13 protein-coding genes are annotated in these 12,728 nt (G+C 43.4%); all 13 read right to left on the minus strand.

The genetic code is table 11. From position 1 onward, the window contains the following. Positions 1 to 373 precede the first annotated feature (373 nt). A complete protein-coding gene (locus G588_RS0117200; protein ID WP_196805006.1) occupies positions 374 to 778 on the minus strand; it encodes a tetratricopeptide repeat protein in 405 nt (134 codons plus the stop codon). Further along, positions 708 to 1,013 carry a hypothetical protein gene (locus tag G588_RS0117205; RefSeq protein ID WP_022779937.1) on the minus strand — a complete coding sequence of 102 codons (306 nt, stop codon included), beginning with the start codon at positions 1,011 to 1,013 and terminating at the stop codon, positions 708 to 710. The genes G588_RS0117200 and G588_RS0117205 overlap by 71 nt, the downstream gene beginning before the upstream one ends. Positions 1,014 to 1,041: 28 nt before the next feature. Then, on the minus strand, positions 1,042 to 1,674 hold the full coding sequence (locus G588_RS0117210; RefSeq protein WP_022779938.1) for a class I SAM-dependent methyltransferase: 633 nt from the start codon (positions 1,672 to 1,674) through the stop codon (positions 1,042 to 1,044). After that, positions 1,668 to 2,138, minus strand: a complete 471-nt coding sequence (locus tag G588_RS0117215; protein WP_022779939.1) for a GNAT family N-acetyltransferase — start codon at positions 2,136 to 2,138, stop codon at positions 1,668 to 1,670. Before G588_RS0117215 ends, G588_RS0117210 begins: the two co-directional genes overlap by 7 nt. Positions 2,139 to 2,374: 236 nt before the next feature. Further along, entirely contained in the window at positions 2,375 to 3,121 is a 747-nt protein-coding gene (locus G588_RS0117225; RefSeq protein ID WP_022779941.1) for a class I SAM-dependent methyltransferase, read from the minus strand. A gap of 6 nt (positions 3,122 to 3,127) precedes the next feature. Beyond that, complete coding sequence (locus tag G588_RS0117230; RefSeq protein ID WP_022779942.1) at positions 3,128 to 3,688, minus strand: GNAT family N-acetyltransferase; 561 nt, start codon at positions 3,686 to 3,688, stop codon at positions 3,128 to 3,130. 11 nt (positions 3,689 to 3,699) lie between these two features. Then, the gene (locus tag G588_RS0117235) at positions 3,700 to 4,185 is read right to left on the minus strand and encodes an NUDIX hydrolase (RefSeq protein ID WP_026668879.1); all 486 of its coding nucleotides are present in this window, start codon (positions 4,183 to 4,185) and stop codon (positions 3,700 to 3,702) included. A 41-nt stretch (positions 4,186 to 4,226) separates the two neighbouring features. Continuing rightward, entirely contained in the window at positions 4,227 to 5,039 is an 813-nt protein-coding gene (locus tag G588_RS0117240; protein WP_022779944.1) for a hypothetical protein, read from the minus strand. A 566-nt stretch (positions 5,040 to 5,605) separates the two neighbouring features. Beyond that, on the minus strand, positions 5,606 to 7,168 hold the full coding sequence (gene guaA, locus G588_RS0117245; RefSeq protein ID WP_022779945.1) for a glutamine-hydrolyzing GMP synthase: 1,563 nt from the start codon (positions 7,166 to 7,168) through the stop codon (positions 5,606 to 5,608). A gap of 179 nt (positions 7,169 to 7,347) precedes the next feature. Beyond that, positions 7,348 to 8,160, minus strand: coding sequence for an alpha/beta hydrolase (locus G588_RS0117250; RefSeq protein ID WP_022779946.1), 813 nt, complete (start codon positions 8,158 to 8,160; stop codon positions 7,348 to 7,350). 1 nt (position 8,161) lies between these two features. Then, on the minus strand, positions 8,162 to 9,505 hold the full coding sequence (locus G588_RS0117255; protein WP_022779947.1) for a C40 family peptidase: 1,344 nt from the start codon (positions 9,503 to 9,505) through the stop codon (positions 8,162 to 8,164). A gap of 283 nt (positions 9,506 to 9,788) precedes the next feature. After that, positions 9,789 to 11,174, minus strand: coding sequence for an asparagine--tRNA ligase (gene asnS, locus G588_RS0117260; protein WP_022779948.1), 1,386 nt, complete (start codon positions 11,172 to 11,174; stop codon positions 9,789 to 9,791). A 22-nt stretch (positions 11,175 to 11,196) separates the two neighbouring features. Then, entirely contained in the window at positions 11,197 to 12,429 is a 1,233-nt protein-coding gene (gene tig, locus G588_RS0117265; RefSeq protein WP_022779949.1) for a trigger factor, read from the minus strand. Positions 12,430 to 12,728: the final 299 nt, after the last annotated feature.

Raw genomic sequence — 12,728 nt, forward strand, 5'->3', positions numbered from 1 at the left:
CCTACTCGATTTCGCACACGAACATTCCGCACTTCGTGCTCCATGTTCTTACAACCGGCAAATGAATTTGTATGCAAGCATCCATTCGCTTGCCGCTCTTGTGCAACAAATAACGAGCTACGTCGCATGACGCAGCTCGTAAAATTCCTTTTCGCCGGTAGGGCTCCCGTCTTAATAAAGTTCCCATTTGTTTTATATGGTAGGGCTCCCATCTGATAAAGCTCCCGATTATTTTATATGGTGGGGCTCCCATCTGATAAAGTTCCCATTTCGCTTGGTAAGGAAACCAATACATCTCTTCGATGTAGCTAAACACTAACATCTCCAAACATATGTTGCAATATCAAAAATACACAAATAATTTTCATTATAGTTAGACGTGATTACATTCCCCTATTGTCGTTAAACGGCTATGTGCTAACTTTGTGTATGCATCAATCCAGCCACGTTCTTCAGCAGTAGTATCAAGCTGACTTGAACAATAATCCAGGAATTCTTGATATCCCTGCATTGCCAATCTGTAATCCCCTGCATGATAGTAATTATCAGCCACCTCAAATAAAGCCTTAAAGCGCAGAGGATGAACATCGTTGTTCTCCCAAAACTGCTTATATAATTTACATGAATATGTATAATCGCCGGCCTTTTGGAGTTCCTGGGCTCGGATTAGTATGTCTGGAATATCTTTATTCATATTTCTTTCCACGCTATTTACCATTATTTCTTCGAATATTAGCTGTGTCCTGAACTGCCTTAGGAAGCCAATCTGCTTTGACATAATCAAGCGGAATGACTAATTCTTGGATTTTGTCATCCTTGCCAGGCCTCCTGATATCGTCTGGCAAATAATCCAGCCCGACTTCCCTTAAGCTCATAACACTATCATAAATCCATCCAACAGCTTGGTTATCACAATACAAGCAATAGCACCCAAATATCTTTTTTACCTTTACATCAAGCTCTATGAGTGCGTCTAACCATTCTTGAACTATTTGCGGATCTTCATAAGCCATCTTATTCCCTCCGTAATGGTAATCTCATTTATCTTTTCCCACACATCTTTTCTATCATAATAATGCCGGAACAATATGATTTTTGCTCAAATCTTACCTGAGGAAATGATTTCTTGATTTCCTCCACAACAAAATATATCTCATCATCATCCCAGTCACCACCTTCTTCTGACTTGCATTTTTCAAGATCTTCCCTTGTTTCAAATGCTACATCTCCAATAAGGATCTTTCCGTATTCATTTAACCTGTCTATTAGTTCTGAAAAGAACCCTATCTTCTGTTCATCTGTAAGATGATGTAGGGAATAAGTTCCAATGATGAAATCAAACTTACAATCCTTAAGCTCTTGGACTAATCCTTTTGAAAAGTCTCCTTGATACAGATTCGCATCCGGCATTTTCTCCTTAGCCAGCTCAATCATTCGCTCAGAGAAGTCTTGACCATATATCACGCACCCATTCTCATAAAGCTTTGTAGTAAGTGTACCGGTTCCAAAACCAATATCTAAAACACAGGCATTCTCCTTGCTCATAACCTCTTGAAAAATACCGCCTAAAACATTCTTATATCCTGCAAACGGATACCTTTCTTCTTCATCAGAAAGCCCTACATCTGCATCATATTCATCTGCCCATAAATCAAAGCCTCTATTATCTAGCATATACCCTCCGTAGATTCAGTTTCACCTATCTTGAATTCATACCACTCTTCATCTGTTTTCTTAAATTCTATCGATTCAAACATACACTGGCTCTGTCTATTAAAGGAATAGATATTAGCCTTGACTGTCTGCATGCCTTTTTCTTTCGCCAATCTCAGCATATCCTGAATGCAACGTCTTCCAATATGCTGATTCTGATATTCCTTACATACCACAATGGCCACTTCAGCATTCTCCCTAAGCGAAACATCTCCAACCAGCGTCCCCTTGTACTCTATATAGTAACAATCTCCATGAGAACTGAGATAATCATACATACAATGCAAAAGCTCCAGGTCATATGGTTCATCCCTGTTATCAACCTGCTTACAAACATCAAGGTCCTGATACCAGGGAAGTGATACCTCATCATTTCTGTAATATGGAATTAGTTTTATTTCATCATCTATAATTCGTTCTTTCATCTTTATTTTGCCTAACCTATTCTTTTACAGGTGATACCATTAAACATCAAGCAGTCCTTTTCAAACGATAGTTTAAGCATGCCACCCTTTCTGCCATATTCCTTGTCCCCAATCTGCACTCTTTGGCGACACATTCATGATATCGTCCAGGTCTTTTATCGCTTCCTGTAATATTTCCTCATATATACCCATGATCATCATTGCCTGCTTTAACGACTTATGCTGATAACAATTGGTCACGCCTTTCTACATCTAAAGAAAATAAAGTCAGGGTGATGAACCACGCCGCCGAACTGTTCTGGATATTTCTGAATCATATCTTGAGGCACTCTTGCTTCTTGACACTCTTCAATAACAAATCCTGCTGATACTATATCATTTACTAACGTCGCAAAAGTTCTGTGATAAAGCTCATATCCATCTACAACCCACTTTATATGCCTTATTCCTTCTATCCCATAGTTGTGTAAATTGGCATATAATCTCTCACCAGTTTCTGTTCTGGTATACCTGTCATAAACGCCATCGTAGGCGGTAGAAATCGGATGAGACATAGAAAACACGCATGCACCATCTTCTTTTAACAGACTATGGATATTCTTCATCAGTAAACCAAAATTCTCTACATAATCAAAAGCTAAAGAGCTGGTAACAACATCAAATTTTTCATCTATGTGAGCAATATCTTCAAAAGCCATTTTTCTATAACTGATGTTCTCTGCACAATTATTATCTTTGGCATATGCGAGCATCTTATCGGAAATATCGATTCCCAGCACGGATTCGGCTCCGCATTTTGCGTATTGCATGGCATGTTGACCCATTCCACAGCCAAGATCCAGTATCCTTTTTCCACTCAGATCCGGCAGCATTGTTGTAATAATAGGTGTTTCAATCACATCATTAAAATTTATCTTATTGCTTCTAATACTCTTAAAATTATTATAAAAGGCATCGTTGTCATAAATATTCTGCTTTGCCATTCATCTTTACCTCTCTGCCTTTAGTAATGCATAGTAGCACGCATCACAAATTCCCTCATTATTCCAATCAGAACTTCTTAGAGTGCCTTCATACTTCATTCCGCATTTTTTCATTACTTTTCCCGAATTTGGATTCTTAGCATCATGCCTTGCTTCAATTCGGTTTACATCTACAACATCAAAAAGGAAATCAATAACTGCTGCCAATGCTTCAGAGGTGATTCCCTGATTCCACCATTTCCTTCCTGTGCAGTAGCCTATATGTGCGACTGCGGCTTTCTCTTTTATATGAACAACGGCTATATCGCCAACAGGCTCATCTCCATTTTCTTTTAGCACTATAGCCCAATGGTAATAGTTTTCATTTGAATAGCTTTTCACCCATTCATCTATAATCTGCCTCGTTACCTCCGGGCTTTCATGTGTAGGCCAAGTCAAAAATTTCGTAACCTCATCATCAGATGCCCAGTTCTTATACATAGCTGAAGCATCATCTTTAGTGTATCTTCGCAAAATCAATCTATCAGTTTCCAGCTGCAGTGTTCCAACATGATTCATTTTCCCCATACCTCTCCTTATCACTTCAATTCTTCAATAAAATTCAACATCCGCTGCGTCGCCAACTCATCGCGGGACATTGAGCGTAATTCCTCTGCTGTTACCCATTTAAATGCAGATGTTTCTCCTTCCTGCAATATCACGCTGTTTTTATCAGCATCCGTCTCGCATAAGTAATCCACATATATTGATCTATGAAGATGATGCAGAACACGCCCTACCTCAGTAAGCTTATCCGCCCTAATTCCTGTCTTTTCTGAAAGCTCTCTCAGTGCACAGGTCAGCGGATCCTCCCCTTGAAGTGCAGACCCTCCGGCAGTAGCTTCCCACATTCCACCTAAATGCTTTCTTGGATCTCTTTGCATAAGCAAATAAGTGCCATCAGCGTGTCTTACTATTATTTCGCATACAAGGTGAAAAACTCCATCCGGTACCTCTTCCCCACGAATCAAGGTCATTCCACCGATTTTATTTAGTTTTGCATCATAGGCATCCCATTGTTCCATAAATATCCTCCCGGATAGCATTCCTCCAACGTTGAATTCAATTATATCAAATATTCCTTGATTTTCTTTTCTACATATTTCATATTTAGCGGTATTTTCACAGACTCCATAGAGATAATCATGTCCTTGCCAATACCTATCCCTGCTTGCTCATATATATGCAACTTTAATAATGCATTTTTAGCATATTCGCCATCAGTTATTAGTCCTAAGTGTTCCCAATAGATTGTCTTTCTCGTTCTTACATTTAGCAAAGCAAAATCCGGATACACTGTTCTTCCGTCATTCAATATCACTTGCGGCTCATAACTATAAGGTATTTCGTACTTAGCAAATAAATCTGCGAGTATTTTTTCTGACTTCGAACGAACTTTTTCTCCGCGTAATGTCTGATACAGTCCTTCTTCCGGGAAAGGATTCATTCCGCCCCTATTCATTGAACGCCACTCACTAATATAGCTCTCATCTGTTAGTATCAAGGGCTTGACCAATGCCTTTCTTGCATCGCTCAAATTATTATATGCATCCTCGATTGAGCTAATATCATAAAGTTTCAAAAATCTTTCAATCCTATATTTCATAGTCAGAAGCTTATCAAGCACTACGTTATAATAGTCCCTCTGCACTATTCTTTTTACTTTATCAATATTGCTTTCTCTTATATACTCTAACTTTCCATCATCCTTTTCCAGATAATACTGATATCCATTCTTTCGTTTGGAAATTCTCACAGGTCTATCATCTTGTATTTTTATCGCATTTGCAGCCCTCTGTGTTTCACTGATCAGATTTTCCAGCTTAGAGGCCTGTTCTTTTAATTGTATTGAATAGTCTTCTATTGCTTTTCCCTCCATTTATCCAAGTTCTGTTTCTAATTTTTCCTGTCTGACACTTCTTTACTTCCCCGCCAGCTTTATAAGTGTCTATTATGAGTCTCTTCAAGCCTGCCCAACACTCGATCAGGCTCACATTGCTTCTACAAGTGCTCAAAACTAGCTTTTTTACCACATTTAATACCAAACAAGCACTCCTATATCAATCCTCTTAATCCACGAGTGTTGCACTGTCCAAAACTGACACTCCCTGTAAATAGTAGGCATCATCTGAGTGTTATGGTCCCAAAAGGTCTACACTCCTCTGTACATTGAATCGTTATCCGAGTGTTATTGCTAAGCAACGAACACTCGTCGCTTTATTCATTGGATTTATTCGTGGTAAGACAACTATCACCACAAAAGATTGCTAAAGAAAAATTAGAAATCTAGAAAAATATAACTCAAACCATAGAAAAAATCAACAAATAACCCGCAAAGCATTTTGAACACCAGCATCACAGGCCTGCTGCATCACTCCTCTTCTAGAAATCGCTTGAAAAGCAGCGATTTCTAGAAGCGTCTGTTGTCGCCAAATACTCTACGTATCATTCAAGTTCCACTGTCCCGGGTGGCTTGGAAGTAAGATCGTACATTACGCGATTAACACCCTTGACCTCGTTAATGATGCGGCTCATAACGCGCTGGAGGACTTCGAAAGGAATCTCGGTGGCCTCGGCTGTCATGAAGTCGATGGTCTCCACTGCGCGGAGAACCACTGCGTAGTCGTAGGTACGCTCATCGCCCATAACACCTACGGAGCGCATATTGGAGAGGGCAGCGAAGTACTGGTCTGGAAGCTTCTGCATCTTGCCTTCCTTGAAGGCCTCACCAAGCTCTGTACGGTAGATGTAGTCTGCATCCTGAACGATGCGAACCTTCTCGGCGTTAACTTCGCCGATGATACGAATGCCAAGTCCGGGGCCCGGGAAGGGCTGACGGAATACAAGGTATTCGGGAAGGCCAAGCTCAAGGCCAGCCCTTCGAACTTCATCCTTAAAAAGTGAGCGCAGGGGCTCGATGATCTCTTTGAAATCTACATAGTCGGGAAGACCTCCTACGTTGTGATGTGACTTGATAACAACGGATTCGCCGCCAAGTCCTGACTCTACAACGTCGGGATAAATAGTTCCCTGAGCAAGGAAATCCACGGTTCCGATCTTCTTGGCCTCTTCCTCGAAGACACGGATGAACTCCTCACCGATTATCTTACGCTTGCGCTCAGGCTCTTCGACGCCCTTAAGCTTAGCGTAGTATCTCTCTGCCGCATTTACGCGGATAAAGTTAATATCGAAATTACCATGAGGACCGAATACGCCCTCAACCTCATCTCCCTCATTTTTGCGAAGAAGACCATGGTCTACGAATACGCAGGTGAGCTGCTTGCCGATGGCCTTGGCAAGAAGAGCTGCAAGAACAGAGGAATCAACGCCGCCGGAAAGAGCCAGCAGAACCTTGCCATCTCCAACCTTCTCTCTGATCTCCTTAACAGTATTCTCTACGAAGGAATCCATTCTCCAGGTTCCGGCAGTCTGACAGATGCCGCGAACAAAGTTGTGAAGGATCTCCTTACCCTTAACTGTATGGAGAACCTCGGGATGGAACTGGATCGCATAGAGCTTCTTCTCCTCCCAGGCTGCGGCTGCAACAGGGCAATCCGCGGTGTGGGCAACAATCTCAAAACCCGGAGCGATCTTGCTGATATAATCAAAGTGACTCATCCAAACAATGGTGTCATCTTCGATGCCTGCAAAAAGAGTATCCTTCGCACCATCGATATAAGTCTTGGTCTTACCGTACTCACGAACGGGAGCCTTCTCAACATTACCGCCCATAAGAAGCATCATGAGCTGCGCACCGTAGCAAAGGCCAAGAACAGGAATTCCCAGTTCAAAAAGCTCTTTGGTATAGGTAGGAGCGCCCTCCTCATAACAGGAGTTAGGACCGCCTGTAAGGATGATACCCTTGGGGTTCATCGCCTTGATCTGATCGATGGGGGTGCGGTAGGAATAAATCTCGCAATAGACGTTACATTCTCTGACTCTGCGGGCAACCAGCTGATTGTACTGTCCGCCAAAGTCGATAACTATGACCTTTTCTTCTGAAGCCATGCTTTCCTCCAATGTTTTATATAAACATAATTACTGCATAACTACTACGACGGGAATCTGAAAAAGCACATTCCCAATCGGGTTGATTATACAATAGGTCCATCGATTGCACAACCAACATAACTAACAAAACCATCCTTTTCAATCAGGATGGTCTGTCATCTATGCACAATGCACTGTTATTTCTGTACATTACCACTATTCATGCCCTGGCTGCTCTCCTCAAGAGGAAGCCAGTCTATCACCTTTTTAATCTGCTGATCCCAGAAGTCCCAGTCATGGCCGCCCTTTTCTTCATCCCAGGTAAGGTCAGCACCGTTTTTGACAAAAAAGTCTCTGAGTTCAATGTTGGCAGGATACAGGTCGTCCTCAGTTCCGCAGGACATATAGAGCTTGGGAAGAGGCTTGCCGTTTCTGACAAGTTCATTAAAAGCAACAACCGGGTTCATATTGGTCCCTGCCGCCTCGTCCACATCCCCCATAACAGCATACTCAAGGCCGAGATGTCCGATATTCTTGTCAAAAAGATGTACGGCTGAGGACAGTCCAACCACAGCGCCAAAAGTATCGGGATGGTTAAGTCCGTTTACAATCGCTCCGTAGCCGCCCATGGAAAGACCTGCAATATAGGTATCTTCCCTTTTATCAGATAAGGGGAACATTTTTCTTGTTATATTAACCAGCTCTTTTCCGATGAAATCAGCATAATGCACCTTGGTCACAGGACTGTTCAGGTAAAAAGAGTTATCTCCCGAGGGCATTACCACGGCAAGATTCTTCTCTTCTGCCCATCTCTGGATCCTGGTTCCGCTGACCCAGTCTGTGTAGTTGCCAAATACTCCGTGGAGAAGATAAAGGGTCTTGAATTTACCTCCCTTAGGCATTGCATAGTCGAAGGTGGTGTAATCCAACTTGTCAGCCGGAAGAATGACATTCACCGGCACGGTGCGCATAAGATTTTTGGATAAATAGTTTACCTGAATAAGTGCCATTTTATAAGAACCTCCTTACGGAAATAATTGACCTGTAGGTGGCGGGACTGTACTTGATTCCCGTCTTCTGGGTGCTGGCATGGACAATCTGTCCGCCGCCGATGTAGATTCCCACGTGTCCGCCGTAGTAGATGACATCTCCGGGCTGAGCGTTGGCATAGGAAACCTCTTTGCCGTAGGCCCCTTGCGCCCATGATGTTCTTGGAACAGATATTCCAAAGGCCTTGTAAACTGACTGAACAAAACCGGAGCAATCCGCGCCGTTGGTAAGGCTGGTTCCGCCGGGCACATAAGGATTACCTACAAAGCGGCAGGCATATGCAGCTATGTTACCTCCTGTGGCACTTCCGGGATTGGCTGTGTTACCCGAGCCGCCGGAACTCTTGTTTCCACCGGAGCTTCCTGATCCGCTGCCGGAATTATCCGCCACGGTTCCGCTATCGCCGTTTTCCTTCTCCGCCTCAGCCTTGGCTGCATCCTCTGCTGCCTTGGCTGCCTCCGCAGCTTTCTTGGCAGCTTCCACTTCCTTCTGCTTGGCTTCAAGCTGCTTCTGAAGGGTTGCAATGCTGGCCTGCTGGCTCTTGACCTGAGCTGTATAGACAGCTGCGTCCTGCTTGGCCTTGGCAAGCTTCACTTCATAATCCGCATACTTGGCCTTGTAATCCGCAAGGAGCTGCTCCATGTAATTCTGCTCCTCTTCAAGCTCGTACTGTGAGGCCTCAAGCTCTGCTTTTTCCTCATCAAGCTGATTGCCGTAGGCTTCTGCTGTGTTCTTGGCTGCTATATATTCCGCCAGCTTGATCCTGTCATATTCATACAGCTCTTCCACGTACTGAGCCTTGTTCAATGCATCCGAATAACTTGTGGCGGTCAAAAGAATCTGCATGTAGGAAAGATTCCCTTTTTCATACATGAACTTAACCCTGTCCACCATTGCTGCGTAGAGCGTCTCTTCCTGGGCCTTGGCGGCCTCGTACTCCTCATTGGTCTTCTCAATAAGAACCTGCTTGCCCTCAATATCCTCCTTGATAAGCTCGATGTCCGCCATCAGTCCCACGATTTCCTGCTGGGTCTCATCAATGGCATCCTGGGTCTCCGCCTCCGCATCGGAAATGTCATCAATCTTGTCATTGGCTTCGTTAAGCTTGTTCTGGCTGGCATTTTTCTCGTTCTCAGCAGCTTTTTTCTGCTTCTCAAGTTCCTTCTTTTCCTTCTCAAGCTTCTTTTGCTGCTCCTGAAGCTCCTCGCTGGTGGTGGCAAAAGAGGAAAACGGACTTGCCGCAAGCATGCTGACAGCAAGCAGAGCTGCCATAAATCTATTTCTAACTAAACTTCTTTTCTTCATATTCCCCCGATTCAAATGAATCACAAAATATATACGCACTTATGAAAATACTACTAAATACAGTATATCAAACCAATAATCATCTATCCACTTAAGATGTCCTACGCTATAAAGAAAGACCCCCTTGCAATTTCCTGCAAGGGGGATGCCTATAGCCTGTACTATTTATGAATAATTTCATGTTTTAATGATATACGAATTGCTCCATGGCTACGCCATTCTCGCAATTCTACAAAAATTCGGAAATCGCGGGGCCCCTGCCCCACTTTATTCCCCTATATCATTAAAAATCGCAATTTCTCGGAGTCCTGGGATAAGGAATTACGTCGCGGATGTTCTCAACGCCTGTTAAGTACATGATGAGACGCTCAAATCCCATACCAAAGCCGCTGTGGATGCAGCCGCCGTATCTTCTGGTGTCAAGATACCAGTCGATACCCTCTTTGTCTATGCCCATTTCGTTCATACGCTCGATGAGCTTGTCCAGATTCTCTTCTCTCTGGCTGCCGCCCATAAGCTCGCCTGCCTGAGGAACAAGAAGATCAACTGCAGCAACAGTCTTGTTGTCAGGGTTAACCTTCATGTAATATGCCTTGATGTCCTTCGGCCAGTCAGTGATAAATACAGGGCCGCCAAAGTGATCAACGATGTATTTCTCATGCTCCTTAGCAATGTCCTCGCCGTAATCAGGCTGGAACTCCCACTTAACATCAGCGTTCTTAAGGATATCTACTACATCGTGGTGGCTGATACGTGTGAAGTGAGCATTAACAATATCGTTAAGCTTGTCCTTAAGTCCCTTGGATACGAACTGGTCGCAGAAATTGATCTCTTCAGGGCACTTGTCGCATACATACTTAACAACAAACTTGAGCATATCCTCTTCGATGTCCATAAGGCCCTCAAGATCGCAGAAAGCCATCTCAGGCTCGATCATCCAGAACTCGTTGGCATGGGTCTGGGTGTTGGAGTTCTCTGTTCTGAAGGTAGGACCAAATGTATAAATATCACCGAAAGCCATGGCGAAGGTCTCACCCTGGAGCTGTCCTGAACCGGTGATGAAGGACTGCTTGCCAAAAAGGTCTTTGCTGAAATCAACCTGTCCATCCTCAGTCCTTGGAAGATCGTTCATATTGAGAGTTGTGATCTTGAACATCTGATCTGAACCCTCACAGTCAGCACCTGTGATCAGAGGAGTGTGAACATACAGATATCCTCTGTCCTGGAAATATGTATGAATTGCCATTGCAGCAACACTTCTGATACGGAATACAGCGCTGAAGAGATTGGTACGTGGACGAAGGTGTGCCACGCTGCGAAGGTACTCTCTTGTGTGACGCTTGGGCTGGATAGGATAGTTCTCAGGGCAGTCGCCAAGAAGCTCAACAGCTGTTGCCTTAACCTCAAAGGGCTGCTTGTTTTCGGGAGTAAGTACCAGATTACCTGTTACCTTAACGCTGGCACCAACTCTTATTTTGGAGATGTCTTCAAAATTATTAAGTTCCTGATCGTAAACAACCTGCAAATTCTCGAAAAATGAACCATCGTTTACGTTAAGGAATCCAAACTGTGCCTGTGCGCGGTTTGTTCGTACCCAAGCGCAGATGGTCACTTCTTTGGAAGCGTATTCAGAGGTGTTTCTGAACAGCTCTTTAATTTTTGTTCTCATCTTTTTTCTCCTTAGTTATTATTTATTCTGCCGACTCAACAACATTAGCATGTTCTGAAAGGAAGCTCATAACCTTCTCGGCCATGAGGTTCTCTCTGTAAAGCTCAAGATCAAGAGAAGCCTTGTAATCCTCAAAGGAGCTAAAGCCTGTTGAAGAAGCGCTCTCGTATTTCTCCTTAAGGAAAGAGTCAACATCAGCCTCTGTGACTTCGATGCCCTGCTCGTCAGCGATTGCCTGGAACATTACGTACTGATTGGCCATATCTGTGGCTGTATTCTTGAAGTACTCTTCCTCAGTTCCTGCAAAGCCTGAGCTCTGCATCATAAGCTTAAGTACATCTGTAGCTGTAAGCTGCTGACCGTACATGTATGAATACATGGTTGCATAGTAGTTAAGCTGCTCAACCTGCTGCTTCATATATCTGTTGACAAGCTTCTCGGGAAGCTCTGCAAATTCTGTACCACTGGTAACGGTCTCAAGAACGCCGTTCTCAACTTCCTGCTTGTAGTTATTCTCTGCCTCTTCTGTGAGGGTCTTGTTAACATGGACATTCAGCTCCTCAAGGTTGCTGACATCCTCATAGCCAAGTCCTGCTGCCCACTCATCTGTAAGATCTGTGCTCTTCTCGCTGATTGTATTGATCGTTACAGTGAAAATAACATCCTTGCCTGCAAGATTGGCTGCTCCGTAGTTCTCAGGGAATGTGAGGTTAAGGTCACGGGTCTCTCCAACCTTAGCGCCGATAAGTCCGCTCTCAAAGCCCTCGATATAAGAATTAGAGCCGATGACAAGATCAGCACCCTGTGCTGTACCGCCATCAAATGCCTCCTTAGTATCGGCATATTTGCCTACATAATCGATATTAACTGTATCTCCGTCCTGAACCGGTCTGTCAACCTGGTTAAGGATAGGATTGGAACTTGTAAGTGTATTGTTGATATAGTCTGCAACATCCTCCTCTGTTACGTTGACAGGTGCAACCTCAACGGTAACTCCGTCATACTCAGTAAGTGTTGCATAATCGGAAGCCTTGATGTCCTGAAGTGACATAGTCTCAAGACCATCAACATATGCGGTTACATCAAAACCGTCTGTCTGTGAAGCTGCGGCCTCAGTGCCTTCTGTTGAAGCACTCTCACTTGCTGCAGGAGTCTCTGTATTTACGGACTCTTCCTTAACTGTTTCCTTTCCGCAAGCTGCAACAGTTGTAGCCATTACAGTAGCTGTTAATAAAACTGCTAATTTCTTTTTCATAATTTCTCCTTCATATAGGCTAGTCTACAGTTAGCCCACACATATACTTTCAAATAATCTTTCTTATACTACCACACCTTATCTTCTTATTAAAGGGGAATCTGAAAAAAATGAAAATCATCAAAGATGAATGAAATAGCGCTGCGCAATTCATTGTTTTGCTCATAATTAATACCATGTTATCACATCATCGTTATCACGTGGTAACTCAGTAGCCCAAACTATTCCCCAAGATGATTGCTGCCCCCTCTTATGTAGACCATTTGCAGCATTTCTTTTATTCTGCATCGAAAGTTTTT

The organism is Butyrivibrio sp. AE3009 (assembly GCF_000420845.1).
Lineage (GTDB): Bacteria > Bacillota > Clostridia > Lachnospirales > Lachnospiraceae > Butyrivibrio.